20 protein-coding genes and 1 pseudogene are annotated in these 25987 nt (G+C 68.4%); 4 read left to right on the plus strand and 17 right to left on the minus strand.

Going from position 1 to position 25987, the window contains the following annotated elements:
- Positions 1-116: 116 nt before the first annotated feature.
- The 10 genes and pseudogenes from ABIE41_RS07645 to phnG all read right to left on the minus strand — a co-directional run bounded on the left by ABIE41_RS07645 (position 117) and on the right by phnG (position 7590).
- The gene (locus tag ABIE41_RS07645) at positions 117-770 is read right to left on the minus strand and encodes a DapH/DapD/GlmU-related protein (RefSeq protein ID WP_192644208.1); all 654 of its coding nucleotides are present in this window, start codon (positions 768-770) and stop codon (positions 117-119) included.
- Positions 771-808: 38 nt separating this feature from the next.
- Positions 809-1153, minus strand: a complete 345-nt coding sequence (locus tag ABIE41_RS07650; protein ID WP_354193396.1) for a DUF1045 domain-containing protein — start codon at positions 1151-1153, stop codon at positions 809-811.
- 64 nt (positions 1154-1217) lie between these two features.
- Positions 1218-1403 (minus strand): annotated as a pseudogene (locus tag ABIE41_RS07655) (hypothetical protein); the annotation flags it as partial.
- Between the two features lie 101 nt (positions 1404-1504).
- Positions 1505-2644: an alpha-D-ribose 1-methylphosphonate 5-triphosphate diphosphatase gene (locus ABIE41_RS07660; protein ID WP_192644206.1), complete on the minus strand. Its 1140-nt coding sequence runs from the start codon at positions 2642-2644 to the stop codon at positions 1505-1507.
- Positions 2644-3342, minus strand: coding sequence for a phosphonate C-P lyase system protein PhnL (gene phnL / locus ABIE41_RS07665; protein ID WP_192644205.1), 699 nt, complete (start codon positions 3340-3342; stop codon positions 2644-2646). Before phnL ends, ABIE41_RS07660 begins: the two co-directional genes overlap by 1 nt.
- A 274-nt stretch (positions 3343-3616) precedes the next feature.
- Positions 3617-4423 (minus strand): phosphonate C-P lyase system protein PhnK, encoded by an 807-nt coding sequence (gene phnK / locus ABIE41_RS07670; protein ID WP_192644204.1) that lies wholly within the window; start codon positions 4421-4423, stop codon positions 3617-3619.
- Positions 4420-5352 (minus strand): alpha-D-ribose 1-methylphosphonate 5-phosphate C-P-lyase PhnJ, encoded by a 933-nt coding sequence (locus ABIE41_RS07675; protein ID WP_192644203.1) that lies wholly within the window; start codon positions 5350-5352, stop codon positions 4420-4422. The genes phnK and ABIE41_RS07675 overlap by 4 nt, the downstream gene beginning before the upstream one ends.
- Positions 5349-6551, minus strand: coding sequence for a carbon-phosphorus lyase complex subunit (locus ABIE41_RS07680; protein WP_192644202.1), 1203 nt, complete (start codon positions 6549-6551; stop codon positions 5349-5351). The genes ABIE41_RS07675 and ABIE41_RS07680 overlap by 4 nt, the downstream gene beginning before the upstream one ends.
- Positions 6551-7153 carry a phosphonate C-P lyase system protein PhnH gene (gene phnH, locus ABIE41_RS07685; protein WP_192644201.1) on the minus strand — a complete coding sequence of 201 codons (603 nt, stop codon included), beginning with the start codon at positions 7151-7153 and terminating at the stop codon, positions 6551-6553. The genes ABIE41_RS07680 and phnH overlap by 1 nt, the downstream gene beginning before the upstream one ends.
- Positions 7153-7590: a phosphonate C-P lyase system protein PhnG gene (gene phnG, locus ABIE41_RS07690; protein WP_192644200.1), complete on the minus strand. Its 438-nt coding sequence runs from the start codon at positions 7588-7590 to the stop codon at positions 7153-7155. The genes phnH and phnG overlap by 1 nt, the downstream gene beginning before the upstream one ends.
- An 88-nt stretch (positions 7591-7678) precedes the next feature.
- On the opposite strand from phnG, the gene phnF reads away from it, so the two are divergent.
- Entirely contained in the window at positions 7679-8431 is a 753-nt protein-coding gene (gene phnF, locus ABIE41_RS07695) for a phosphonate metabolism transcriptional regulator PhnF (RefSeq protein ID WP_192644199.1), read from the plus strand.
- Between the two features lie 112 nt (positions 8432-8543).
- Positions 8544-9623 carry an alpha/beta fold hydrolase gene (locus ABIE41_RS07700; protein WP_192644198.1) on the plus strand — a complete coding sequence of 360 codons (1080 nt, stop codon included), beginning with the start codon at positions 8544-8546 and terminating at the stop codon, positions 9621-9623.
- A 21-nt stretch (positions 9624-9644) separates the two neighbouring features.
- Here ABIE41_RS07700 and phnE (ABIE41_RS07705) read toward each other — a convergent pair whose 3' ends face one another.
- From phnE (ABIE41_RS07705) to ABIE41_RS07725, 5 genes are all read right to left on the minus strand, one after another.
- Positions 9645-10499 carry a phosphonate ABC transporter, permease protein PhnE gene (gene phnE, locus ABIE41_RS07705; protein WP_192644197.1) on the minus strand — a complete coding sequence of 285 codons (855 nt, stop codon included), beginning with the start codon at positions 10497-10499 and terminating at the stop codon, positions 9645-9647.
- Positions 10496-11377 carry a phosphonate ABC transporter, permease protein PhnE gene (phnE, locus tag ABIE41_RS07710; protein ID WP_192644196.1) on the minus strand — a complete coding sequence of 294 codons (882 nt, stop codon included), beginning with the start codon at positions 11375-11377 and terminating at the stop codon, positions 10496-10498. Before phnE (ABIE41_RS07710) ends, phnE (ABIE41_RS07705) begins: the two co-directional genes overlap by 4 nt.
- 110 nt (positions 11378-11487) lie before the next feature.
- Entirely contained in the window at positions 11488-12405 is a 918-nt protein-coding gene (gene phnD / locus ABIE41_RS07715) for a phosphonate ABC transporter substrate-binding protein (RefSeq protein ID WP_192644195.1), read from the minus strand.
- 61 nt (positions 12406-12466) lie between these two features.
- Positions 12467-13285: a phosphonate ABC transporter ATP-binding protein gene (phnC, locus tag ABIE41_RS07720; RefSeq protein WP_192644333.1), complete on the minus strand. Its 819-nt coding sequence runs from the start codon at positions 13283-13285 to the stop codon at positions 12467-12469.
- Positions 13286-13426: 141 nt separating this feature from the next.
- A complete protein-coding gene (locus tag ABIE41_RS07725; protein ID WP_354191830.1) occupies positions 13427-14104 on the minus strand; it encodes a TetR/AcrR family transcriptional regulator in 678 nt (225 codons plus the stop codon).
- Positions 14105-14170: 66 nt separating this feature from the next.
- Here ABIE41_RS07725 and ABIE41_RS07730 point away from each other — a divergent pair, with 66 nt between their 5' ends.
- Both ABIE41_RS07730 and ABIE41_RS07735 read left to right on the plus strand, forming a co-directional pair.
- Entirely contained in the window at positions 14171-15277 is a 1107-nt protein-coding gene (locus ABIE41_RS07730) for an efflux RND transporter periplasmic adaptor subunit (protein WP_192644193.1), read from the plus strand.
- A 4-nt stretch (positions 15278-15281) separates the two neighbouring features.
- Positions 15282-18458 carry an efflux RND transporter permease subunit gene (locus tag ABIE41_RS07735; protein ID WP_465247082.1) on the plus strand — a complete coding sequence of 1059 codons (3177 nt, stop codon included), beginning with the start codon at positions 15282-15284 and terminating at the stop codon, positions 18456-18458.
- A gap of 36 nt (positions 18459-18494) precedes the next feature.
- Here ABIE41_RS07735 and pbpC read toward each other — a convergent pair whose 3' ends face one another.
- Entirely contained in the window at positions 18495-20585 is a 2091-nt protein-coding gene (gene pbpC, locus ABIE41_RS07745) for a penicillin-binding protein 1C (protein WP_354191831.1), read from the minus strand.
- Between the two features lie 110 nt (positions 20586-20695).
- Positions 20696-25945: an alpha-2-macroglobulin family protein gene (locus tag ABIE41_RS07750; RefSeq protein ID WP_192644190.1), complete on the minus strand. Its 5250-nt coding sequence runs from the start codon at positions 25943-25945 to the stop codon at positions 20696-20698.
- Between the last annotated feature and the right edge of the window lie 42 nt (positions 25946-25987).

Here is a 25987-nt window from a genome sequence, read left to right on the forward strand (position 1 = left end):
TGGCCCGTAACACCACCTGAGGGTGCAATGACGATGGAGCGCTTCGTTAGTTAACGAACGTTCAATGCACAGACATTTTGTGTGGAAATTTCTCCATCAGGTTGCATTTCTCTACGTCATTCGTCTAATGACCAGGCAGTTTTGGCCCTCTCCGCTTCGTAGCGGTCGAGAAAAGCGTCCACCGAGAGGGCGCGGAAATCGGCAAGTGCCTCGCGAAGGCACAGATGGTCCCAGTCCCACCAAGCCAGCTTCGTCAACCGCTCTGACGCCTCTTCGTGGAAGCGGCGGCGGATCACTCTGGCCGGATTTCCGGCGACGATGGTGTAGGGCGCGACGTCCTTGGTGACGACCGCTCCTCCCGCCACGACGGCGCCTGTCCCGATGCTGCGGCCGGGCAGGATGATGGCGCCATGGCCGATCCAGACATCGTGGCCGATCGTCACCGGCGTCGAGCGGCGCCAGTCGAAGAAGGCGGCGTCGTCCTGCGCATCCTCGAAATAGGCGCTGGCGCGATAAGTGAAATGCGACTGGCTGGCGCGCTGCATCGGATGGTTGCCGGGGTTGATCCGGGTCATCGCTGCGATCGAGCAGAACTTGCCGATGGTCGTGTAGATGATATTGGAATCGTTCACGACATAGGAGTAGTCGCCCATCGTCGACTCGACGAAGGAGGTCCGCGCGCCGATCTCGGTGTAGCGCCCCAGCGTCGCCTCCCGGACGACCGCCGTCTCATGGATAACCGGTTCGAGCCCGAGCTTCCTGGCGGCCATAGAGGTTCTCCGTCCTGGGGGGATCGCCGGCCTGGGCGTCAGCGGCCGAGCGGGAAGGCGTCGATGATGCGGAAGCGGCCGGCCCGTTCGTCCTGCCGGAACAGCACGAGACGGTCGATCGCGACGGGGCCTGCGGGAACGGCGCGCGCATAGGCCTCGGCCAAGGCCGCCGCGACGGCGGGTGCCTCCTCCGGCGGGAGCGCCCCGGTCAGCGTCATGTGGAAGCGGAAGGCGTCACCGACATAAGGGTAGCCATAGGCGTCGAGGTGGGCCCGCTCGGCCGGTGTCAGCGGGCTGGCGAGGCGCCGTGCCCGATCGGCCTGTCCTAGCGCTGCGCGAAACGGCTCGAAGGCCTGGACGATGCCGAAGGCCAGCGCCTGCAGCGCCGGGGCTCGGCTCGCTCGGCGTCAGCGCGACGAAGCGGCCGAGCGAGGTGACTTTGAGGCCGGCCAGAGGCACCGCCGTGCAGCCGAGGGCGATCTGCCGGGCGAAGGCCCGCAATTCACCCTCGTTGCGACCGCCGGCCAGCTCGAAGGGCGCCTTCAGCGTCGCGTGGAAGCCGTAGCGGCGCGGTTCGGCAGTGAGTTCAGGCCAGAGCTGCGGGTCGCAGCCGTGCGGGACGGAAAAAGCCATCTCCTCGCCCGAGAAGGCGTCATAGCCCAGCGTCCCGCAGCCGAAGCGCCAGAGCGCGCTGTCGACTGCTGGCGCATAATAGAGAGCGTAGCGCGGGCCGCTCAAAACGCGCGCTCGCCCTTCGACCAGACGGCCGCGATCACGGGGGTCGGTCCCAGCGCCTTGAAGCGGACGAGATCGGCCCGCAGCCCGGTCTTGAGATGGCCGCGGTCGCGCAGGCCGAGGATGTCGGCAACCTTCCAGGTGACCATGCCCATGGCGTCGGGCAAGCCGAGCCCATGGTCGTTGTGGAGCTTGAGCACGGCCTGGAGCAGGCTGGCGGGCACATAGTCGGAGGAGAGGCCGTCGAGCAGCCCCTTCTCGGCCAGTTCGGAGACCGAGACTCCGCCGGAATGGGAGCCGCCGCGCACGACATTGGGCGCGCCGGCAATCGTGGCGAGCCCACGCTGCTTGGCGGCCGCGGCCGCCTCGACCGTGGTCGGGAATTCGGAAATCACGGCGCCTGAAGCGAGGCCCTCCTCGACATGCTCGACCGTGGTGTCGTCATGGGTGGCGATCGGGATGCCGCGGGCGCTGAACAGCGCGACCACCGCCTGCCAGTTGCTGGAGACATTGGCGGCGCCCTCCTGCTGGCGGGTGGCGACGTCCTCCTCGAATTCGGCCTCGGTCTTGCCGTTGCCGATCGCGTAGGTCCGCAGGTGCTCGATGTTGCGCCATTGGCGCTGGCCCGGCGTGTGGTCCATCAGCGAGACGAGCTGCACCAGCGCGTCGTCCTGATAGGGCTCGATGTCCCTGAGCAGGTCGGGGCTCGTCAGCTCGCAGCGCATGTGGATGCGGTGGTCGATGCGGAAGACGCCTTCCGCCTGGCCCTGGGCGAGCGAGGCCATCACATCGGCGAAGATGTCCTTCCGGTAGTCTTTGGCGGAGAAGGGCGTGCCGGCGCAGATCGCGTCATAGACCGTGGTCACGCCGGCCGCCGCCATCTGCGCGTCATGAACCAGCGCGGCGGCGAGCCCGTTCGGCCAGAAGACCTTGGGCCGCGGCATGAAGTGCTTTTCCATGTTGTCGGTGTGCATCTCGACGAGGCCGGGCGCGACATAGTCGCCGCCCGCGTCGACGGCGCCCGGCAGCGAGGAGAGCCCCTGGTCGACGGCCGTGATGACGCCGTTCTCGAAGGCGATCGTGCCCGTGACGATTTCGTCCTCGAGGATCAGGCGGGCATTGGTCAGAACGGTCTGCATCAGGCGGCCTTCCGGAAAGCGGTGATGTCGAGATAGCGGGTCGCGACCTTCTCGCGCACGGCCTCGTCGTGGAAAATCCCGACGATGGCGGAGCCCTTAGCACGGGCTTCCGCGATCAGTTCGACCACGACGTCGCGGTTGGCGGCGTCGAGCGAGGCGGTCGGCTCGTCGATCAGCATGATGGCGGAGGGATCGACGAAGGAGCGGGCGATGTTGACGCGCTGCTGCTCGCCGCCGGAGAAGGTCGCCGGCGCGAGGGTCCACAGGCGCTCGGGCAGGTTGAGCCGGGCGAGCATCGCCTTCGCCCGTTCGCTTGCCTGATCGGGCGACACGCCGCGCGCCAGAAGCGGGTCGCGCACGATGTCGAGCGCGCTGACGCGCGGGATCACCCGCAGGAACTGCGAGACGAAGCCGAGCGTGCGGCGGCGGATGTCCAGCACCGTCCGCGGAACGGCGGTCACGATGTCGACGGGCCGGCCGGCATGGGTGATGTGGATATGGCCCGCGCTCGGCAGGTAGTTGCCGTAGAGGATGCGCAGCAGGCTCGACTTGCCGGCGCCGGACGCGCCCGCGAGGACAAGCGCCTCGCCGGCCTCGACGCTGAAATTGACGTCGTCGAAGACGGGCAGACGGACGCCGCCCTGGTTGTGCAGGGTGAAGGCCTTGGTGACGTTCTCGACGCGAATCATCGTGGTCATGGATTGCGCGGTTTTGGATTGCGAGGTCATGCGGTCAGTGCCTTGAGCGGACGGGGTGACGCCAATGTGACGAGGGGCGGCGCCGGAGCGTGGTCCAGGACGGCGGGCGGGGGCAGCGGCTTCGGGGGAAGAGGCGAAGCGGCTGGAGGAACGGCGCGTCCCAGCGTGCTGCGCTCGATGTCCAGCCCCGTTGGCTGCGGGTCTGCTTCGCCCGTGCCCGATTGCGGCCCGGGGACCGAGGAAAAACCGGACCATTGGGGCTGGACGAAGCCGCTCATACGCTCAGCACCGCCGAGGTCAGCAGCTGGGTATAGGCGTGGTGCGGGTCGTCCAGCACCTGGTCGGTCAGGCCCTGCTCGACGACATGGCCATCCTTCATCACCATCAGCCGGTCGGTGAGAAGCCGCGCCACGGCGAGGTCGTGGGTGACGATGATCGCCGCCAGCCCGAGATCGCGCACCAGCACGCGCAGCAGGTCGAGTAGGCGGGCCTGGACCGAGACATCGAGCCCACCGGTCGGCTCGTCCATGAAGACGAGGCGCGGTTCCGAGACGAGCACGCGGGCAATCTGCAGGCGCTGCTGCATGCCGCCGGAGAACTGGCGCGGGCGATCGTCGATGCGCGCACCGGCGATCTCGACGCGCGAGAGCCAGTCGAGCGCGCGCTCGCGGATCTGGCCGTAATGGCGGTCGCCGCGGTCCATCAGGCGCTCGCCGACATTGCCGCCGGCCGAGACATCCATGCGCAGCCCGTCGCGCGGGTTCTGGTGGACGATGCCCCAGGCGGTCCGCATCAGGCGGCGGCGTTCCTGCTCGGGCACCGAATAGATGTCGAGCGGCTCGCTCCCACCGCGGAACAGAACCTCGCCCTCGTCGGGCCGGTCGATGCCGGCGAGGCAGCGCAGCAGGGTCGATTTGCCGGAGCCGGATTCGCCGACGATGCCGAGCACCTCGCCCGGCCAGAGATCGAAGGAGACGCCCTGACAGCCGATGCGCTCGCCATAGAAGCGCGAGACGCCGGCGACGGAGAGCAGGGGGGCGGGTTCGAGGGCGGTGTCGGGTGGGGAGACGTGGAGGGTCATGACGTGCTCTCCTCACTGGCTACGAGCCCATTTGCCGCCGCATCACCCAGCATCGCACCGCGATGGCCGGCCGCGCGACGCGTCTCGCAATGGTGGCTGTCCGAGCAGACGAACATGCGCGAGCCCTGGTCGTCGATCACGACCTCGTCGAGATAGCTGTCGGTGGCAGCGCAGAGCGCGCAGGGCTCTTTCCAGCTCTGGATGCGGAAGGGGTGGTCCTCGAAATCGAGGCTGCGAACACTGGTATGGGGCGGGAGCGCATAGATGCGCTTCTCGCGGCCGGCGCCGAAGAGCTGGAGCGCCGGCGACATGTGCATCTTCGGGTTGTCGAATTTGGGGATGGGCGAAGGCGCCATGATGTAGCGGCCGTTGATCATGACCGGATAGTCATAGGTCGTCGTGACCTCGCCGAAGCGGGCGATGTTCTCGTAGAGCTTCACCTGCATCAGCCCGTATTCGGCCCAGGCGTGCATCTTCCGGGTCTCAGCCTCGCGCGGCTCGAGCTTGCGCAGCGGTTCCGGCTGCGGGACCTGGTAGACGATGATCTGGCCGGCGGTCAGCGGCGCCTCGGGAATGCGGTGGCGGGTCTGGATGATCGTCGCCTGCTCGGTGGCTTCCGTGGTGCGGGCGTCGGCGGTCTTCTCGAAGAAGCGGCGGATCGAGACGGCGTTGGTGGTGTCGTCGGCGCCCTGGTCGATGACCTTCAGCGTGTCCGAGGGGCCGATGATCGCCGCCGTGACCTGGATGCCGCCGGTGCCCCAGCCGCGGGCGAGCGGCATCTCGCGGGAGCCGAACGGCACCTGGTAGCCCGGCACCGCGACGGCCTTTAGGAGGGCGCGGCGGATCATCCGCTTCGTCTGCTCGTCCAGATAGGCGTAGTTGTAGGCGGGGCTCGCCTCGTCGCCGGGCAGGGTCTGGTGAACGGTCATTCCGCGGCCTCCGGCAGCGTCTCGGGTTCGGCTGCGAGGCGCGCCTCGCGCTCGCGGCGGATGCGGCGGATCAGTTCGAGCTCGCCCTGGAAATCGACATAGTGCGGCAGCTTCAGATGCTCGACGAAGCCCGCCGCCTCGACATTGTCGGAGTGGTAGAGGACGAACTCGTCCTGCTGCGCCGGGTATTCGGCCGCCTCGCCGAAGTCGCGTGCCTTGAGGGCGCGGTCGACGAGCGACATCGACATGGCCTTGCGCTCGCTATGGCCGAAGGCCAGGCCGTAGCCGCGGGTGAACTGCGGCGGAACGTCCTTTGAGCCGGCAAACTGGTTGACCATCTGGCATTCGGTCAGCGTGATCTCGCCGAGATCGACCGCGAAGCCGAGTTCCTCCGGCACGAATTCCACCGAGACCTCGCCGACGCGGATCTCGCCGACGAAAGGATGGTTGCCGCCGAAGCCGCGCTGGACGGAATAGCCGAGCCCGAGCAGGAAGCCCTCGTCGCCGCGCGCCATCGCTTGTAGGCGAACGTCGCGGTCGGCCGGGAAGGAGACCGGCTCGCGGGTCAGGTCGAAGGGGCGCGGGTCGCCCTCGGGCGCAACCTCGGGCTCCATCAGCCCCTCGGCGCCGAGGATGTCGGGCACGCGTGGCATGTGGGCGTCGAGGGGGTAAGCGACAGGCTTGGCAGACCCGTCATGCTCGGGCTTGACCCGAGCATCTCCCGCCGCGGTCGCGCTGGAGGCTGCCACTCGTCCCGAGATGGTCGGGTCGAGCCCGACCATGACGCTCTCGTTGTCCATCAGCGCGAAATCGAACAGCCGGTGCGTGTAATCGTAGGTCGGCCCCAAAACCTGCCCGCCCGGCAGATCCTTGTAGGTCGCCGAGACGCGGCGGCGGATGGCCATCTTCGCGGTGTCGACCGGCTCCGAAGAGCCGAAGCGGGGCAGGGTGGTGCGATAGGCGCGCATCAGGAAGGCGGCCTCGATCACGTCGCCCTGCGCCTGTTTCAGCGCGAGCGCCGCGAGATCGGCGTCGTAGAGCGAGCCTTCGTTCATGACACGGGCGCAGGCGAGACCCTGTTGCTCGCGGATCTGCGCGACCGAGATCTCCGGCACGGCCGCATCGCCACGGCGGGCCTCGGCGACCAGATCATGCGTGGCGAGGATGGCGGCCTCGCCGCCTTTGACCGCGACATACATCAGGCTGCCCCTCCGATTTGCGTGGAGCGCGGCAGGCCGATGACGGCGTCGCCATGGCTGAGCAGCAGATCGACGCCGAGCGGGTAAGCGGCGTTGTTGGCGGCGACCTCGGCCCAGAAGCCCGGCCGCAGCCCCGCCGGGGCGATCTCGCACCGGGTCGCGATGCCGGGACCCGAGAGGGTGACCGGCTCGCCGCCGTCGAAGGCGGCGCATTGCACGATGATGGTCGTCGACCGATCCGGGAACTGGTCATTGCCCGGATCGAAATCTGAGAGCAGCGGCGCCGGCGCGGCGCCGTCGATGACGGCGAAGGCCGCCCGGCGCGGTTCCTCGACGAGGGCCGCTCCGCAATGAAAGCGCAGCCAGGCGCCAGCCGGGCCGTCCCGCAGCGCAGGCGGCAGCCAGATCGGCGTCTCGTAATCTGCGAGCGTCAGCAGGGCCGTCGCGGTCGCCGCATGCAGACCCTCGGGCGGAGTCATGCCGCCCTGGATGGTCTGCGGTGTGCCGGGCTCCGACAGGGCGCCGAGCAGCGCGCGGAAGGTGGCCTGGGACTGGAAGACGGGGTCGGTGAAGCCGGCGCCGATGAGGGTCTCTGTCGCCATCACGCGCCCCTGACCAGAGTGAAGAAATCGACCTTGGTCGCAGCGGCCTTGCGAGAGGCGAGGTCGCGGGCCGCGTTCTGGCGGGCCGCGAGGTCGTCGACGGCCCTGTGCAGGGGCGAGTTCGCCTCCTCGCGCTGGAGCCTGGCGTCGAGGATTGCGGCGAGACGTGCCTTGCGGGCGTCGCGACCCAGCGCATAGGAGAAGCCCATCGGGCCATCCGAGAGCCGCACAACGCAGCGCGTCACGGTCGCCTCGCCGAGATTGAAGCGCCGGCCGGCGCCGCCGGCACGGCCTTCAACCATCACCGTGCCGGTCTCGGGCGCCTTCAGCACCTCGTGACCGGGCAGGTCCGGCCCAACGAGATCGGCGATCTCGGTGCGGCTGGCGCGGGCGAGGATCGCCATCCAGCGCTGCCTGTCGGTGGTCTGTGCCGTCATCGTCGCCTGCCGTCTGGCTGTCGGTGAATGTCTAGACTATGATAGGGTGCCTGCCTGGAAAGGTCTATACATTTTGAATGACAGTTTTTTGACCGAAGGCCCGGGCGCCGAAGCCGGCACCGCCGACAGCGGGACCGCCTGGCGCCGCATCGCCGACGACCTGTCCGCCGCGATCGCCCGTGGCGACCATGCCACCGGCGACACGCTGCCGGCCGCCACGGCGCTCGCGGAGCGCTATGGCGTGCATCGCCACACGGTGCGGCAGGCCTTCCGGCATCTGGCCGAGCAGGGGCTGGTGACGGTGTCGCGCGGGCGCGGCACGCAGGTAAGCCCGCGGCGCGTCGCCTATCCTCTGGGCCGGCGCGTCAGCATGCGGGCCAATCTCGGCCGGCTCGGGCTCGTCGGTTCGAGCGAGATGCTGTCGGCTGCGCAGGTCGATGGGGAGACGGATATCTGCTCGACGCTCGGGCTCGAGGACGGCACGCGGCTGTGGCGCGTCGAGGGGCGCAGCCTCGCCGACGGCACGCCGATGGGGACGGGCACGCACTGGCTGTCGGTCGCCCGCTTCCCTGAATTCGATGCAGCGTTCCGCGAAGGCGGAGCCTCGATGACGGCCGCACTCAAGGCCTATGGCATCACCGACTATGTTCGCCTGTCGACGCGGCTGACGGCCCGGCTCGCCAGCGAACGCGAGGCCGAGTTGCTCGAGATCGAGCCGGGGGCGCCGGTGATGGTCTCTGTCGCGGTCGATGCGCTCCCGGACCTGACGCCGATCCATCTGGTCAGCAGCGTCTTCGCCGGCGAGCGCATGGAGATGGTGGTCGAGCCCTTCGCGGAATGAGGGGATCTGGCGCGCCTGCGATGTCGGTTGCGCCGATGCGGGTTCGGCACCATGCTCGAAACGGGAGCACGCGACGTCAAGATCGCGCGGGAACCGATCCGGGGAGATCATCATGTCCAGTTTGACCGGGCTGCTGCGTGCGGCCGTCCTTGTCGCGAGCTGCGGCCTCGCGAGCCTTGCCATCGGCGCCGATTACCCCGCGCCCAAGCGCGGCGTCTGGGTCGCGAAGGATTTCCGCTTCCACACCGGCGAGACGCTGCCGGAGCTGAAGCTCGGCTATGCCACGGTGGGCGAGCCGACCGGCGAACCCGTCGTGATCATCCACGGCACGGCGGGCTCCGCCGCCAGCATGCTGACGCCGATTTTCGCCGGTGAACTGTTCGGCGCCGGTCAAGCGCTCGATGCCAGCAAGTACTTCATCATCATTCCGGACGCGGTCGGGGCCGGCACCTCCTCCAAGCCATCCGACGGCCTGAGAGCCAGGTTCCCGCGCTACCATTACGCCGACATGGTCGCCGCCCAGCACAGGCTGGTGAGCGAAGGCCTCGGCATCCGCCATATCCGGCTCGTGCTGGGCAATTCGATGGGCGGCATGCAGACGTGGATGTGGGGCGTGAGCCATCCCGATTTCATGGATGCGCTGGTTCCGATGGCGTCGCAGCCGACCGAGATGTCCAGCCGCAACTGGATGATGCGGCGCATGATCATCGACGCCGTCCGCAACGATCCCGAGTGGAAGGGCGGGGATTACACCGTGCAGCCGCCCGGCTTCCGGACAGCCAATGTGTTTTTCGGTGTCGCGACCAGCGGCGGGACCCTGGCCTTCCAGCACATGGCGCCGACGCGCGAGGCCGCCGACAAGCTGCTCGACGAGCGGCTGAAGGCGGCCTTCAACGCGGATGCGAACGACTTCCTCTACCAGTGGGATGCCTCGCGCGACTACAATCCCGCGCCTAAGCTGGAGGCGATCAAGGCGCCGGTGCTGGCGATCAATTCGGTCGATGACGAGCGCAACCCGCCCGAGACCGGCATCATGGAGCGGGAACTGAAGCGTCTCGCCAAGGCGCGGCTGCTGCTGATCCCGGCCAGCGCCGACACGCGTGGCCACGGCACGACAGGGCTGGCGAAATTCTGGGCGAAAGACCTGGCCGAGTGGTTGCCCACCGTGCCCAGGCGCGGCGGGGGCAACTGATCGGCGAGTGCGGGGGGCCGCTTACGCCGCGCGCTGGCCGATGATCGCGAAGCGCAGCCTTGCCGAGAGGAAGTCGATCGCGGTGACGGCGGCCAGGATCAGCAGGATCAGGAACGAGACCTGCTGCCATTCCAGCGTGCGGATGGTCTCGGCGAGATAAAGCCCGATGCCGCCGGCGCCGACGATGCCGATGATGGTCGAGGAGCGGGTGTTCGATTCGATGTAGTAGAGCACCTGGCTCGCGATCACCGGCAGGACCTGCGGGATCAGCCCGAAGCGGATCTCGTGCAGCCTGCCGCCGCCCAGCGAGGTGACGCCCTCGACGGGCTTGCGGTCGGCGGCTTCGATCGCCTCCGAATAGAGCTTGCCGAAGGCGCCGATATCACTGGTCATGATCGCCAGCATCCCGGCGAAGGGGCCCAGCCCCACCACGTTGATCCAGATCAGCGCCCAGATCAGGGCATCCACACCGCGCACCGTGTCGAGCGAGCGCCGGGCGAGGAAGTGGACGATCCTGTTGGCGACGACGTTGCGGGCGGCGATAAAGCCGAGCGGGAAGGCCAGCACCGCCGCGAGGATCGTGCCGAGGAAGGCGATCGCGATCGTCTCGAACAGGGCCTTCACGAAGATGATGGCGCGGGCGAAAGAGCCGGGATCGGGTGGCAGCATCAGCACCACGAAGGTGCCAAGATTACTGAGCCCCGACAGGATGCGCCAGAGCGAGACCTCGAAGGTGCTGACCCCATAGAGGAAGAGCGCGACCATCGCCGCGATGACGGCGCTGGTCGTCAACTTCGTGCGCAGCGAGCCGTCGATGGCGGCCTGATGGCGGGCGACGAGGGCGGCCTGCTCGGCCGGGGACAAGGCGAGGCTCATTTGCCGTGCTCCAGGCTGAGCAGCGCGTGGCGCAGGCGCTCGGTGCCGAAATCGATCAGCATCACGGTGACGATGATCAGCAGCAGGATGGCGCTGACGTCGGTGAAGTAGAATTTGCGGATGGCCTCGATCAGATCCTGGCCGATGCCGCCAGCGCCGACGAAGCCCATGATCGAGGCGCCGCGGACATTGATCTCGAAGCGCAGCAGCGAGTAGCTGGCGAAGTTGGAGAGCACCTGGGGGACGACCGCGAAACGGATCGTCTGCCACCAGCCGGCTCCCGTCGCAGTGAGCCCGTCGACCGGCTTCATGTCGATGTTCTCGACCACCTCGGAGAACAGCTTGCCCATCGCGCCCATGGTGTGGACGGCGATCGCCAGCACGCCCGGCAGCGGGCCGAGCCCGAAGGCGATGACGAAGATCAGCGCGAAAACGATCTCGGGAACGGTGCGGCAGAATTCGAGGAAGCGCTTGGCGGCGAAGCGCAGCCAGCCCGAGCGGCCCAGATTGGCAGCGGCGACGAAGCAGAGTAGGAAGCCGCCGAGCGCGCCGAGGATCGTGCCGACATAGGCGATCAGCACCGTCTGCCAGAGCAGTTTGAGCCAGCCCTTCCAGCCCCAGAACCATTCGGCGAGATCGGCGCTGAGGCTGTTCCAGCGCAGCACCGGCATGGTCTCGAGGATGTATTTTGGGAAGCGCCAGGCGTTGTCGGCGAATTTGCCGAGATCGACCTCCGAGCCGATGGCGGAGAGCCACACGAGAACGGCGAGAACGGCCGCGCCGATCAGCGTCTGGCGGCGCTTGGACGCCATGGCGGCCGCATAAGCGGCGGCATGAGCCGTGATCGCGGGATCGCTGCGGTCGATCGCGAGGGTCATGAACGCGGTCCGTCGGGGGAGGAGTCGGTCTCGGGCTCCGCCTGGCACGGGCCCGAGACCTTCGTCGGGGAGATGCCCGGGTCAAGCCCGGGCAGGACGGGTCAGTCGACTTACGAGGCCTTCTTGCGGCGCAGCGCGTCGACGAACTTGTTCAGCTCGATGATCGGGTCATAGGCCTTGTTGTCGACCGCGACGAGCGGGCCCTGCTTGCCCTCGTAGATCTTGTCGAAAGCCGCCTTGTCGCGGGTGTTGAGGTTGAGGACCGCCTCGCGGATCTTGGTCTTCAGCTCGGTGGGCAGCTCGGTGAGATAGGCCATCGGCGAGTTCACGATCTGCTCGGACTTGTAGATGATCCGGAAATCCTCGGCCTTGACCATGTTCTTGCGGGCCATGCGCAGGAGGTTGGATTCCTGCTCGTCGTTCCACCAGTTGGCGGCGACGTCGACGGTGCCCTGGTTGAGCGCGATGACCGCGTTCTCATGGCTGCCGGTGTAGACGACCTTGCCGAAATAGGACTCGGGCTCGATCTTCATGCCGTCGAGCGCAAAGCGCGGGACGTTGTTGCCCGAGGTCGAGTTCGGATCGACGAGGCCGAGGTTCTTGCCCTTCAGATCCTCGATCTTCTGGTAGGGCGAGTCCTTCTTCACATAGAAGACCGAGTAGTAGCCCTTGGTGCCGTCGAGGTTGGTCTCGATCGCGAAGGCGTCGATCTTCGCGCCCGTCATCAGCGCGCGGGCGAAGGCGGAGGGGCCGTACATGCCGATATGGATGTTGCCGGCGCGCTGGCCCTCGATGATCGCGGCGTAGTCGTTGGCGATGCGCAGGGTGACCTTGGTGCCGATTTCCTTGGCGAGGTAGTTCACGAAGGGGGTGTAGCGCTCGACGACGCCCGACGCGTTCTCGGCCGGGATGATGCCGAAAACGATCTCGGGGTACTTCGCCTTCCAGTCCTGGGCGAAGGCGGGGGCGGCCAGCGAGGCGGCGAGGCCGGCAGCGGCGAGCGTCAGGGTGTGACGGCGGGTCAGCATGGTTTTGCTCCTGTTGCAGTCGGGTCTTGGAAATGTGGTTCGGTCGGCGGGCTCGGGCGGCTCAGGCGACGTTCTGCTTGGCGCGCTCGGCTTCTTCGCTGGCGATGACGTCGAGCTGGTGCAGCGCCTCGGCGCCGGCATCCTTGGCCTCGATGCCGTAGAGCTTCGCCGCGATCTCGCTGGTCAGCTGATGGGGCGGGCCGTCGAAGACGACCTTGCCGGCGGCCATGCCGATCAGCCGGTCGCAGTATTTCGACGCGATATCGAGGTGGTGCAGGTTCGAGACGACGGTGATGCCGTCCTCGCGGTTGATGCGGAACAGCGCGTCCATGACGACCTGCGTGTTGCGCGGGTCGAGCGAGGCGATCGGCTCATCGGCGAGGATGATCTGCGGCTCCTGCACCAGCGCGCGGGCGATGGCGACGCGCTGCTGCTGCCCGCCCGACAGCGTCTCGGCGCGCTGGGCGAGGAGGTGGCCCATGTCGAGGCGCTCGAGCGCGGCGATGGCGCGGATCTTGTCCTCGCGCGAGAAGCTCTTGACCAGCGTCAGCGCCGCGGCGCGATGGTCTAGCCGGCCGAGCAGGACATTGGTGAGCACGTCGAGGCGGCCGACGAGGTTGAACTGCTGGAAGATCATCGCCGTGTCACGGCGCCAGCGGCGCAGCGCGGCGCCCTTCAGCGCGGTGACATCACGCTCGCCGGAGAGGATGCGGCCCTCGCTGGGATCGGCGAGACGGTTCAGCATGCGCAGCAGCGTCGACTTGCCGGCGCCGGAGCGGCCGATGATGCCGACCATCTCCCCACGCGGGATGGCAAGAGTGACGTTGTCCACCGCGGCCTTGCCGCCGAAGCGCTTGGTCAGACCTTCGATGCGCAGCATGGTGCCGTTCTCGCGTCCCGGTGCTGGCATGGCTTTCGCCCGCGGCAGATCCTGCCGTCGGGGCCATGCTTTCCGATCTGCGACAGCTAGCCGGCGCAGATGACAGGCGGGTGACGGTCGGGCAGCCCGCTGTCGGCCGCCTCAGGCGCCGCGGAGCAGCAGCGCGACGCAGTCGCGCACATAGGCCGCGCGGTGCTCGGGCGGGGCCTGCTCGACATTCATCAGTGCGCGATGCTGATGGAAACCGCGCAGCATGCCGACGAACTGTTCGGCGAGGATGCGCGCGCGTGCCTCGTCGAGCGGGCGGGCAAGGCCATCACCGACATGTGAACGCTGCAGCAGAAGCGTCGAAAGGTCGTCGATGATCCGCAGGGCGCCTGCCTCGTAGGCGGCCTGGCCGAGTTCGGGAAAGCGCGCGGCGGCACTCATGACGAGGCGGTGGAGATCGAGGGAATGCGGGTTCAGCATCATCGCCAGGGCGTCCTCCCCGAGCCTGACGAGGGCGCTGCGCAGGTCCACCTCCTCGATCGGCCGGCGCAGCGGAATCGTCAGCTTTTCAGCAAGTTGCGTGCAGATCGCGCGGAACAGCGCCTCCTTGTCGGCGAAGTGGCTGTAGATGGTCTGCTTGGAGACGCCGGCCCTCTGGGCGATCTGGTCGAGCGTCACCCGCTCGTAGCCTTCGGCTAGGAACATGGCGGAGGCCGCGCGGATGATGGCGCGATGCTTGTCCGCCCGCAATCGTGACGGCAGGCGTCTTGCATCTGTCGCGCCGTCGGCAGAAACTTCCGGTGCGGCAGCATCTGTCATGGTTCTGCCCATCGGGGCCCTTATCAAACTGGACCGTCCAGTCTAAAATAAGCGCGTCATACCGGAGCGTCCAGTTCTATGAAGCGGTTCGTCTATCTGCTCCTGATCCTCGGCTTGGCCGGCGGTGGCTATTATGGCTACCGCTATTACGAGAAGTCGAAGGCGCCCGCTCCGGTCGCCGCGGCGCCGCAGGGGCGCGGCGCGGTTCCCGTCGAGGTCGCCAAGATCGAGCGTGGCACGGTCAACGAGGAGGTCGAGGCGCTCGGCACGCTCGCCGCCGACGAATCCGTCGTCATCGCGCCCGAAATCGCGGGCCGCGTCATCGCGCTCGGCTTCAAGGAGGGCGAACGCGTCGAAAAGGGGCAGGTGCTGGTCAGGCTCGACACCGCGATCCTCGACGCCGAGCTCAAGCAGCAGCAGGCCGATCTCGGGCTGGCGCGCGACACCTTCGAGCGCAACCGTTCGCTGAACCAGCGCGGCGTCGGCACGCAGGTCGCCTTCGACGAGGCCACCGCCAAGCTCGCCTCGGCCGAGGCGCGGCTCCAGCTCTCCCAGGCCAAGCTCGCACAGTCGACGCTGGTCGCGCCCTTCAATGGCGTGGTCGGGCTGCGTTCGGTCAGCGTCGGAGACTATGTCGCGGTCGGCAAACAGCTGATCACGCTGACGAATATCGATCCGATCAAGGTCGATTTCCGGGTGCCGGAAATCTTCCTCTCGCAGGTGAGGGTCGGCCAGACGATCAGCCTCCGGGTCGATGCGGTTCCGAATGCGGACTTCCAGGGCAAGATCTTCGCGGTCGATCCGGTGGTGGACGTGAACGGCCGAGCGATCCGGCTTCGGGCCACCGTTCCCAATGCCGATCTGGTGCTCAAGCCCGGGCTATTCGCCCGCGTGACCATCGTGGTCGACCGGCGCGAGAACGCGATGCTCATCCCCGAATCCGCGGTCGTGCCGGACGGGCTCGGCAAGGTCGTCTTCGTCGTCGACAACGGCAAGGCCAAGCGCATCGCCGTGGAGCTCGGCAAGCGGCTGCCTGGCAAGGTCGAGGTCGTGAAGGGGCTGACCCCGCAGATGATGGTCGTCAGCTCGGGCCAGATGCGCCTGCGCGACGGCTCCACGGTTTCGGTCAAGAACAGCCAGCCGCCGGTGCAGACGAGCGCGCTGCCCGCCACCGTGAGCCCCTGAGCCGATGAGCCTGTTCGCCCTCTTCGTCCGCCGGCCGGTCTTCTCGACCGTCCTGAGCCTGCTCGTGCTGCTGATCGGCGCGGTGTCCTATACGCGCCTCACGGTGCGCGAATATCCGAACATCGACGAGCCGGTCGTTTCGGTGCGCACGGTCTATACCGGCGCCAGCGCCGAGATCATCGAGACGCAGGTCACGCAGATCCTGGAAAACTCGATCGCGGGCATCGAGGGCATCGAGATCATTTCCTCGACCAGCCGCCAGGAGCAGAGCAACATCTCGGTGCGCTTCCGGCCCGACGTCGATCCCGACGTCGCGGCGTCCGATGTGCGCGACCGTGTCAGCCGCGTGCGCGGCCGCATGCCCTCCGAGATCGACGAGCCGATCATCGCCAAGGTCGAGGCGGATGCGCAGCCGATCCTGTTCCTGTCGCTGATCAGCTCGCGCCACAGCCCGCTCGAGCTCACCGACTTCGCCGATCGCTTCATCACCGACCGCGTGCAGAACATCACCGGCGTGGCCGAGGTGCAGATCCGCGGCGAGCGGCGCTATGCCATGCGCATCTGGCTCGATCGGGCGCGCATGTCGGCCTACAACATCACCGTCCAGGAGATCGAGGCTGCGGTTCGCGCCCAGAATGTCGAGATCCCGTCCGGCCGCATCGAGAGCAACAACCGCGAGTTCACGGTGCTCTCGCAGACCGGGTTGACGACGCCCGAGCAGTTCCAGCAGATCGTCGTCAAGGACGCCAACAACTTCCCGATCAAGCTGCGCGACGTCGCGAAGGTCGAACTCGGCGCGCTGGCGGAACGCAACGCCGCCTGGTTCTCGGGCAATCCCTCCGTCACGATCGGCATCGTCAAGCAGGCCACGGCCAATCCGCTCGACGTCTCCAAGGGCATCCGCGCCGCGCTGCCCGAGATCATCGACGACCTGCCCGACGGCATGACGATCGCGACCTCCTACGACACCTCGGTCTTCATCGACCGCTCGATCCAGGCGGTCTACAGCACGATTCTCGAGGCGGTCGTCCTCGTCGTCCTGATCATCTTCATCTTCCTGCGCTCGCTGCGCGCGACGCTGATCCCGCTCGTCACCATCCCGGTGTCGCTCGTGGGCTCGTTTGCGCTGATGTATGCCTTCGGCTTCACGGTGAACACGCTGACGCTGCTCTCGATGGTGCTGGCGATCGGCCTCGTCGTCGACGACGCCATCGTCGTTCTCGAGAACGTCCATCGCCATATCGAGGACGGCATGGAGCCGAACGCCGCGGCGATCCGCGGCATCAACGAGATCGCCTTCGCGGTGGTGGCGATGACGCTGACGCTGGTCGCGGTCTATGCGCCGATGGCGTTCTCGACCGGCCGCACGGGCAAGCTCTTCATCGAATTCGCGCTGACGCTCGCGGGGGCCGTGCTGGTCTCGGGCTTCGTTGCGCTGACATTGACGCCGATGATGTGCGCCAAGCTGCTCAAGCATGACGAGAGCCATGGCTGGCTCTACAATCTGCTCGAACGCGGCTTCAATGCCCTCTCGCGCGGCTACCGCGCCTCGCTGCGCGGCGCGCTGGCGATCCGCCCGGTGATCGTGCTGCTGGCGATCGTCGTCGCCGGCGGCAGCTATTTCTTCTTCACCAGCCTGCGCTCCGAGCTGGCACCGGTCGAAGATCGCGGCAGCTTCACCGTGATTGGCGTCGCGCCCGAAGGCTCGACGATGAACTTCACGGCGGAGTATGCCCGCCGCGCCGAGGAGTTCTTCAAGCGCTTCCCGGATGTTCAGACCAATCTCGTCATCGTCGGCTTCCCGGATGTGACGCGTGCGCTGGCCTTCGCCCGTCTCAAGCCCTGGGAGGAGCGCGCCACGAAGCAGCAGGACATGGTGGCGGAGATCAACCGCAGCCTGTCGCAGGTGCCCGGCATCCGGCTCTTCGCGACCAACCCGCCCTCGCTCGGGCAGGGCGGCGCCAACAGCAAGCCGGTCGAGTTCGTGCTGCGCTCCTCGGAGCCCTATGCGCAGATCAAGGACTATGTTGATGCGGTGATCGCGGAGGTCTCCGGCTCGCCGGTGCTGACCAACATCGAGTCGAACCTCATCCTCGACAAGCCGCAGATCAAGGTCTCGATCGACCGCCAGCGCGCGGCGGATGTCGGCGTCGGCGTCGATGTCATTGGCCGGACGATGGAGACGCTGCTGGGTGGCCGGCAGGTCACCCGCTTCAACATGAATGGCGAGCAGTACGACGTCGTCATCCAGGTCGGCGGCGAGGATCGCAACACGCCGCAGGCGCTGCAGTCGATCTATCTGATGGGCCGGGGCGGCGCGGTGGTGCAGCTCTCCAGCCTGGTCAAGGTCGAGGAGACGGTCGCGCCGAAGGAGCTGATCCGCTTCAACCAGCTGCGCGCGGCGACGATAACCGCCGTGCCCGCGCCGGGCTATTCGCTCGGCGATGCGCTGGCGGTGCTGGAGCAGGCTGCGTCGCGCGTGCTGCCGAAGACCGTGCAGATCGACTATTCCGGCCAGAGCCGCGAGTTCAAGCAGTCGGGCGCCTCGATCGCGATCGTCTTCCTGCTGGCGCTGGGCTTCATCTACCTCGTGCTCGCGGCGCAGTTCGAAAGCTTCATCGACCCGGTCGTGATCATGGTCTCGGTGCCGCTCTCGCTGACCGGCGCGCTGGCCGCGCTCTACTTCACCGGCGGCACGATGAACGTCTACAGCCAGATCGGACTGATCACACTCGTCGGCCTCATCACCAAGCACGGCATCCTGATCCTGGAGTTCACCAACCAGCTTCGGGAGGAGGGCAAGGAGATGGTCGACGCGCTCGTCGAGGCCGCCGAGCTCCGCCTGCGGCCGATCCTGATGACGACGGGCGCGATGGTGCTGGGGCGCGGTGCCGCTGGCGCTCGCGACAGGTGCCGGTGCCGAAAGCCGCTCGCAGATCGGCTGGGTCATCGTCGGCGGCATGAGCTTCGGCACCTTGCTGACGCTCTATGTGGTGCCGGTCGCCTACTCTTATCTCGCGACCAAGAAGCGCTCGGTGCATGGGCATGTGGTGAAGGAGACGCCGGCGGCGCATCCGCAGCCGGCGGAGTAAGCGCTTCCGCATCATTCTCGGGCGAAGCGAAGCGCAGACCCGAGAATCTCAGGTCGCGCTGGCGCGGTCGGGTCGTTCACGAACCCTGAGATGCTCGGGACGAGCCCGAGCATGACGTAAGGCTGCTACTGCAGCCGCACCGAGACGCTCTCGCTGGCGCCGGTGCCGTCGATCACGGAAATCCGCAGGAAGCCCTTGCCCGGCGGTTGCCAGATCGCTTCGCGCCGCCGTGTCGGGCTGAGGATCGGGGCGCCGTCGACGAGCCAGGTATAGGGCGGCGCGCCACCGGCGACCTTGAGGTTGAGCTCGGGCCGGCCGTCGGCGGCCGATGCGGCGAGGTCGATCCGGGCGCCTTCGGGCGGGAAGGCCAGCTTCAGCGACGGCGTCGCCATCGCCGTGACGGTCTTCGGCACGTCCTGCCGCAGATGGCGCAGCGGCGGCGGCAGATGGGCCGATGTCGCGACGATGCTGTCGGGCGGCTGCGCGAAGGGGCGCGGATCGAGGCCCAGACGCGCGAAGGCATCGAACAGGATCGGCGCCGCGACGACGCGCCCGACGAGGCCCGGCACGGCACCGTTGTCGGCGCGGCCGACCCAGACGCCGATCGTATGCTTGCGGTCGAAGCCCACCGCCCAGGCATCGCGATAGCCATAGGAGGTGCCGGTTTTGAAGGCGATGCGGCCGGGCACGGCATTGAGCGGCGGCGGCGCGCCGAGCAGCGTATCGGCGACATACCAGGCAGCGACGGGCTCGACGAGACGTGGCGAGGGCGCGCCCCCGTCCTCCGCCCGCACCCTTAACGCCGCGACATCCCCGCCGCGCGCCAGCCCGACATAAAGCCGCGTCAGGTCCTGCAGGGTGATGCCGAGACCACCGAGGCCAACGGCGAGGCCGGGCGCGCCACCTTCCCTGGGCATCGCGACCGAAACCCCGGCGTCGCGCAGCCGGGACAGAAAGCGCTGCGGGCCGAGCGCCGAGAGCAGTTCGACCGCCGGCACGTTCAACGAAAGCTGCAGCGCCTTGCGGGCCGAAACCATGCCCTGGAAGGTCATGTCGAAATTCTCGGGCACGTAGAGCCCGTAGCGCGCCGGCCGGTCCTCCAGCATCGTCTCGGGATGGGCGATGCCGTTGTCGAAGGCGAGCGCGTAGATGAAGGGCTTCAGCGCCGAGCCCGGCGAGCGCAGCGCCCGCGTCAGGTCGAGCGAGCCCGCGCGCTCTGCCGCGAAGTAATCGACACCGCCGACCGAGGCGCGGATCTCGCCGGTGTCGTTGTCGACGGCGAGGATGGCGATCGAGACCTGCGGCGCCAAACCGAGGCTGCGGTCGCGGGCGAGGCTTTCGAGGCCGGCCTGCAGCCGCGCGTCGAGGCTGAGGCGATGGCTGCGGGCGGCCGGTGCCTCGGCCACGACCTGCTCGGCGACATGGGGGGCGAGGTTCGGGAAGGGCTTGCGCGCTGTCGGGATCGGCTCGTCCCGGGCGGCCGCGACCTCGGCGGCGGTGGCGAGGCCTGCCTGTTCGACGCGGGCCAGTACCCGGTCGCGTGCCTTGCGGGCAGCGTCGACGAAGCGGTCTGGCCGGCGCGTCTCGGGCGATTGCGGCAGGGCGACGAGCAGAGCGGCCTCGGCTGTCGAGAGGCGCTTCGGCTCCTTGCCGAACCAGGCGAGGCTGGCAGCCCGCACGCCCTCGAGATTGCCGCCGAAAGGGGCGAGCGTCAGATAGAGGTCCAGGATCTCCGCCTTGGTGAAGCGCCGCTCCAGCTCGATGGCCCGCATCGCCTGCCGGAGCTTGGCCGCGAGTGTGCGCTCCTCGCGCGGCTCCAGCAGACGCGCCACCTGCATGGTCAGCGTCGAGCCGCCGGAGACGATGCGGCCGTTCCACAGCATCTGGCCGGCCGCGCGGGCGAGGCCCAGCGGGTCAATGCCGGCATGGCTGTCGAAGCGCCTGTCCTCGAAGGCCTTGAGCATGGCGAGGTAGCGCGGATCGACATCGACCGTGCCGACCGGGAGCTTCCAGCGGCCATCAGGCGTCAGGAAGGGGCGCAGCAGCCTGCCCTCACGGTCGAGCACCACGGTCGAGCGCTCGGTGGTGGCCGTGAGGTCGAGAGGCGGGAGGGTCGCCGCATAGTGGAGGAGCGTGCCGGCCGCAGCGGCAAGGAGCAGGGCGAGCGATGCGGCTGCCACCTTAAGCTTGCGGAAGCGGCGGCCTTTCGCCGTCATGCTCGGGCTTGACCCGAGCATTTCAGGCAGGGAGGGCGCACCTTCCTGCGAGAGATTCTCGGGTCTCGGCTTCGCCTCTCCCGAGAATGCCGGTTTGTGATCGCCGTGCATCACCGCGCCGAGGCGATGTCCACCGTGCCGAAACCCGTCCGCCCGAAGCGGTCGGGGCGGTACATGTCCTCGATCAGGGCGGCAGGGGCGACGTATCGCCCGGGCGAGACGGCGCGGGCGATATAGGCGACGGTGTAGACCAGCTTCTGGTCCTTGCTGCCCGAGCGCTCGAAGGCTGCGACATAGCGGTCGTCGCGCGCCTCGGTATGGACGGGAACGACCTCCTGCTTCAGCCAGTCGAGGCCCGCGACGGATGCGCCCTCGGTCAGGTTGGCGTTCTCGATCTCGAGCCCGGCCGGGACGGGATCGACGAGGAGCAGGCGGCCATAGCGGCTGGCTGGCTCGGTGACCGTGAGCGCCACGACATAGCGCTCGTTCTGGCGTAGACGCGCCGGGTCGGCCTTCTCGCCCTTCATCGTGTAGATCACGCGCTCCAGCCCGAAGCCCTGGTTGAGGGCGGGCTCGGCGCCGGTCGGGATGCCGGCCACGGTGATCACCGCCTGCGCGGTGGCCGCGGCGGGATTTGCGACCGTCAGCGGCTTCTGCTCCAGCGCCGCGGCCGAGAGGGTTCGGTAGAGCGGCCCTTTCCGCTCGGCGCCGTCGACCGTCAGCGTCATGCCCTCGGCGTCCTTCGCCATCGCCTGGGCGGCGAGCACCATCCAGGCCTGCTCCTGGGTCGAGGTGTAGCGGGCCGTGTTGCGCGCGCCGTCGAGGATGGCGGCAGCGCGGCCGATCTCGGCCCGGTCGCCGGCCGATTCCGCAATCAGCGCGAGAACCGCGGCGCCGTCGCGCAGGCGCGAGCCGTAATCGGGACGCGACAGGCCATCGTCGCCGCGCTCCTGCAGCCCGGCCAGCGCACTGACGAAGGCGGCGCGGCCGCGGCCGCGATCGCCGAGCGCCGAGAGCGCCGCACCGATCTGGGCACGGGCCATGGGTGTGGCGAAATCGGCGAGCTTGTTGTCGGCGAGGTAGCGCAGGTCGCCCATCACCGGGCGGCCGTTGCGGGCCAGCACATAGAGGGCATAGGCGATGCCGGCCGCCTCCTCCTTGACGATCTCGCCGGTGTTGACGACTTGGTTGCGCAGCCGGTCGAGCGCGAGGTTGAAGGCGGTCTGCGGCACCGCAAACTGGCGCTCGCGGGCCCGCGTCAGGAAGTCCGCCGTGAAGGCGTCCAGCCACAGATCGTCGCCGCCGACGCCCCAGAGGCCGAAGGAGCCGTTGGCGCCCTGGCGGGCGAGAACGCGCTCGATCGCGGTCTGCACCCGCTCATCGGCATTGGCGTCGAGCGCGAGATGCTCGAGCGAGGCGAGCCGGTTGACATGGAGCAGCGGCAGGGCGCGGCTCACCGTTTGCTCGGTGCAGCCATAGGAATAGCGGTCGAGCGCCTTGAGCAAGGCGGGCACGTCGAGCGAGGCGAGCGGCGAGACGGAGACCGAGACCTGGCCTGAGCCGGGCACGAGATCGGCCAGGAGATCGGCCGAGACGGTGATCGCGCCACCATTGCCGGGGATCGGGCGCACGATGCGGCGCGCGATGGTGGCAGCGGAGGGCTGAACGCGCACGGCGAGGTTTTGCACGGTGCCGACGCCGCCGGGGCCGGTGATGCGGACATCGAATTCGGCGCGGCCGAGGCCGGCGGCCGTGACGGGGATCGTCATCTGGCTCTTGGCGCCGGCGGCGAGCTGGATCGTCCGGCGGGTGGCGTCGGCCGGCACCAGCACCGGGCCGCGAATGTCGAGATCGACGACATAGGGGCCGGCCGGGCCCTCGACATTGTCGATCTGGAGGTGGAAGCGCGACTGGTCGCCGATGGCGAGGAAGCGCGGCAGCGTCGCCTGCGCGACGACCTGGTCGCGCACGATCACCTCAGCGCTGGCCTGGCCGGTGCGGCCGGCCGACCAGGCGACCGCCATGACGCGCAGAGAGCCGTTGAAAGCCGGCAGCTCGAAATCGATCTTCGCCACGCCATCGGGGCCGACCTTGACCACGCCGGAATAACGGGCGACCGGCTCCTGCGTCGGCTTCTCGCCTTCGAGGGAGGGGGCGGCGTCGCCGCCGCTGCGGATCGCGCCGCGCGTGCCCTGCATGCCGTCGATCAGATAGCCGTAGAGGTCGCGCAGCTCGTGGCCGATCTGGCGCTGGCCGAAGAAGAACTTGCTCGGATCGGGGCTTTCGAAGCGGGTCAGGTTCAGGATGCCGACATCGACGGCGGCGACCGTGACGAAGGCTTCTTCGCCGGCCCGGGCGCCGGTGACCTTCACCGGCAGCGACAGCGTCGAGAGCGGGCGCACGAGCGGCGGCGCGCCGAGATCGAGCGCGAGCGTACGGGTCTCCTTGCCGATCGAGAACCAGGACAGGCCGATCGCCCTGCCGGGCAGGCGCTTGGCGGCGGCATCCATCGGCCGGTGGGCGAGCACGACGAGATAGGCGCCCGCGCCCCATTCGGCCCTGACCGGGACGGTCGCGGTGGTGCCGCCGGTGGCGATGTCGATGGTGCGGAGATCGACAACGCGGTCGGTGATGACCGCGAGCGTCGCCTTGCCCGCGAAGCGGGGGCTGAGGCGGACATTCAGGCTTTCGCCATCCGCGTAAGCCGCCTTGTCGATGATGACATCGAGCACGTCCGGCGTATCGGCGGTCTTGTCGGCCTCGTAGCCGACGCTGAAGGAGACCGAGGTTTCGGTTGCATCGGGCCCGTCGGCTGAAACGTCGAGGCGGTAATTGCCCCATTCGACCGGCGCGGCGATGCGGGCGGCAGCGGCCTCCGTGACCGCGACGTCGCCATCGGCGACGCGGCGGGTCGACTTCACGCCCTCATAGTTCCAGCGGCCGTCCTGGAAGAACCATTGATAGTTGCGCGTGACCTTGGACAGGGTCCATTTCACGCCGGCCCTGGCGAGGCGGCGGCCGTCGCCATTGGCCATGATGACGTCGAAGGTCGCGGTCTGGCCGTTGCCGAGTTCGCCCTCCTTGAAGGCCTTGCGCACGCCGATGGCGGCGCCCTTGGGCACGATCGGCAGCGTGACGGAGCGGGCGATGGCGCGCCCGCCGGGTTCGCCGACGCGGATGGTGAATTCGGCCTCGAGCGGGCGGTTGGTCTCGGGCTGCGCGACCGGGTTCGTAACGGTGACCTTGCCGGCGGCGTCGGTCGTGGTGCTTTCCTCGAATTCGGACTGGACCGGCTCGAAGGCCTCGTCGGTCAGGCCGACCTGATAGCCGGCGAAACCCGGAATGGCCGACTGGCCGGCGGCGCGGATCGTCATCGAACCGTTCACGTCGAGGCCTGAGCCCGGCGCGCCGTAGAGATAGCGCGCGCTGACATCGATCTCGGCCGGCTGGCCGGCCTGCAGGACGGGCGCCTTCGGTGACAGGGTCAGTTCGAGCCGCTCGGGAACGTAATCCTCGACGAGGAAGGAGACCTCGCCGATCGCGGGGCCCTTGGGATCGGCATAGGCCTGGACGCGCCAGGTGCCTGTCGCCGCACCCGAGAGCAGCGGGATCGAATGGGCACGCCCGCCGGCGCCCTGGTCCTCGACCTGGCGGCGGCGATACTCGACGCCGTCGGGCCGCTTGACCACCAGCGTCAGCGGCAGGCCGGTGACGGCGGTGCCGCGGGCATCGCGCAGCAGGCTTGTCAGATAGACCGTCTCGCCCGAGCGGTAGACGCCGCGCTCGGTGTAGAGGAAGGCGTCGAGCCCGGCGGGGGCGACGCGCCCCTTCACGCCGCGATCGGAGAGATCGAAGGCCGTCTGCTTCAGGTCGAGGAAGCCGTAATCCTCGGCGAGCGAGGCCGTGACGAGGCCCGGCGCATTGCCGCCCTGGCCCTTGGCGAAGCCGGCATCGAAGCGGGCATAGCCGTTGGCGTCGGAGCGGAGCGTCGCCAGCACCTCGTTGTTCTTCGCCAGCAGGCGCAGTTCGGCATTGGCGACGGGGGCGGCGTCGGAGAGCGAGCGCACCAGCACATGCACGCCGTCGGGGCCGGAGAAGGAGGTCAGGCCGAGATCGGAAACGACGAACCACTGCGTGGCGCGGGTGGTGCCGTCGTCATAGTCGCCATCGCTGTCGGAGGGGGCAGGCGCGCGGCCGCCGCTCGGCTTGGCGAACATCACATAGACGCCGGCTTTCAGCGCGCCGACGGCCTCCACCACCGGGAAGGCGGTGACGACGTCCTTGTTCAACTCGGATTTGACCTCCATCGAGCCGGTCCAGACGCGCTGGCCCTTGTCGCTTTCGATCTGCTTCGACTGATAGGCGCCGAGCTGGCCGAGGAAATCCTCCGAATGGACCGAATTGATCAGGTTGCGGTCGCCGATGCGCATGACCTCGAGGTCGAGCCTGTCGGCATTAACGGAGACGACCGGCACGCCCTGCTGGCCGGTGCGCGGCAGGACGTAGTTCTTGCCGGTGAAACGGACGGAGGGCGTCCGGTCGCGGACATAGACCTCGTAGTCGGCGGATTTCAGCAGCTTCTCGTCGGGGATCGCGGAGGGCACGCCCTGGCGGATGACGAAGCCGTAGCGCTCGCCATGGCGAAGTCCGTCGACGCAGATCTGGCGGTCCTCCGCGGTGACGGCGAAATCGCCTTTGCCGCCGGAGATGGCAACGTAAGGGGCGAAATCGATACGGCCGCGCGCGAGCGGTTCGGAAAACTCGAAGCAGGCGCGCGGGCTTGCGGCATCGGCATCGACCTTGTTGTCGGTCAGCCGGAAACCGCGCTGCTCGCGCAGGCCCTCATAGGCGGTGCGCAGCGAGGCGTTGTCGACGAGATCGAGGCTGAGACGGTAGGTCGTCAGGGCCGGGCGCCAGAGTTCGTTCTTCTCGAAGATGCGGGCGAGCAGGCCCAGCGAGGCGGCTTCGTCAGTGCGGCTCGTGGCGCGCTGATAGGCGAGGTACGCGGCGCTGATGGCGCGCTCGCGCAACTCCCAGCGCTCGCGATAGTCGCGCGGCTCAATGCCGTTGGCGGCGCGCGCCATCAGGCGCCAGCCCGCCGCGTTGGCAGGCTCGGCGACGACGGCGGCATTGGCCTGGGGCAGGGCGGCGCGGGCATCGCCACGGGCGAGCGCGGCCTCGCCGGTCCGTACCAGATCGGCGGCCGAGCGGGCGCCGGCGGAGACCTCGCGCTTGAGGCGCTCTTCGAGCCGCTGGCCGTCGGCGGCGAGATCGTTGCGGACATAAGCCTTCTGCGCGAAGGCAGGATGGGCTGCGAGCCCCAGTCCGAGGAGAAGCGCGAGGCGGGGCAGCAGGCGCATGGGCAATCCTCCGGAGGACGTCCGCGTGGCGGCGATGCCGGG

Origin of the sequence: Bosea sp. OAE506, from assembly GCF_040546595.1 — a bacterium.
Taxonomy (GTDB): domain Bacteria; phylum Pseudomonadota; class Alphaproteobacteria; order Rhizobiales; family Beijerinckiaceae; genus Allobosea.

Excerpts from the sequence above, each read along its gene's own strand:
- phnE (WP_192644196.1), bottom strand. The coding sequence starts at position 11,377 with ATGACCCTCGCGATCGACCGCAGCGATCCCGCGATCACGGCTCATGCC.
- phnL (WP_192644205.1), bottom strand. The coding sequence starts at position 3,342 with ATGACCACGATGATTCGCGTCGAGAACGTCACCAAGGCCTTCACCCTG.
- pbpC (WP_354191831.1), bottom strand. The coding sequence starts at position 20,585 with ATGACGGCGAAAGGCCGCCGCTTCCGCAAGCTTAAGGTGGCAGCCGCA.
- phnC (WP_192644333.1), bottom strand. The coding sequence starts at position 13,285 with ATGCTGCGCATCGAAGGTCTGACCAAGCGCTTCGGCGGCAAGGCCGCG.
- phnE (WP_192644197.1), bottom strand. The coding sequence starts at position 10,499 with ATGAGCCTCGCCTTGTCCCCGGCCGAGCAGGCCGCCCTCGTCGCCCGC.
- ABIE41_RS07750 (WP_192644190.1), bottom strand. The coding sequence starts at position 25,945 with ATGCGCCTGCTGCCCCGCCTCGCGCTTCTCCTCGGACTGGGGCTCGCA.
- phnK (WP_192644204.1), bottom strand. The coding sequence starts at position 4,423 with ATGACCCTCCACGTCTCCCCACCCGACACCGCCCTCGAACCCGCCCCC.
- ABIE41_RS07675 (WP_192644203.1), bottom strand. The coding sequence starts at position 5,352 with ATGACCGTTCACCAGACCCTGCCCGGCGACGAGGCGAGCCCCGCCTAC.
- ABIE41_RS07645 (WP_192644208.1), bottom strand. The coding sequence starts at position 770 with ATGGCCGCCAGGAAGCTCGGGCTCGAACCGGTTATCCATGAGACGGCG.
- ABIE41_RS07735 (WP_465247082.1), top strand. The coding sequence starts at position 15,282 with ATGAGCCTGTTCGCCCTCTTCGTCCGCCGGCCGGTCTTCTCGACCGTC.
- phnG (WP_192644200.1), bottom strand. The coding sequence starts at position 7,590 with ATGACGGCACAGACCACCGACAGGCAGCGCTGGATGGCGATCCTCGCC.
- ABIE41_RS07680 (WP_192644202.1), bottom strand. The coding sequence starts at position 6,551 with ATGTATGTCGCGGTCAAAGGCGGCGAGGCCGCCATCCTCGCCACGCAT.
- ABIE41_RS07700 (WP_192644198.1), top strand. The coding sequence starts at position 8,544 with ATGTCCAGTTTGACCGGGCTGCTGCGTGCGGCCGTCCTTGTCGCGAGC.
- phnH (WP_192644201.1), bottom strand. The coding sequence starts at position 7,153 with ATGGCGACAGAGACCCTCATCGGCGCCGGCTTCACCGACCCCGTCTTC.
- phnD (WP_192644195.1), bottom strand. The coding sequence starts at position 12,405 with ATGCTGACCCGCCGTCACACCCTGACGCTCGCCGCTGCCGGCCTCGCC.
- ABIE41_RS07660 (WP_192644206.1), bottom strand. The coding sequence starts at position 2,644 with ATGCAGACCGTTCTGACCAATGCCCGCCTGATCCTCGAGGACGAAATC.
- ABIE41_RS07730 (WP_192644193.1), top strand. The coding sequence starts at position 14,171 with ATGAAGCGGTTCGTCTATCTGCTCCTGATCCTCGGCTTGGCCGGCGGT.
- ABIE41_RS07725 (WP_354191830.1), bottom strand. The coding sequence starts at position 14,104 with ATGGGCAGAACCATGACAGATGCTGCCGCACCGGAAGTTTCTGCCGAC.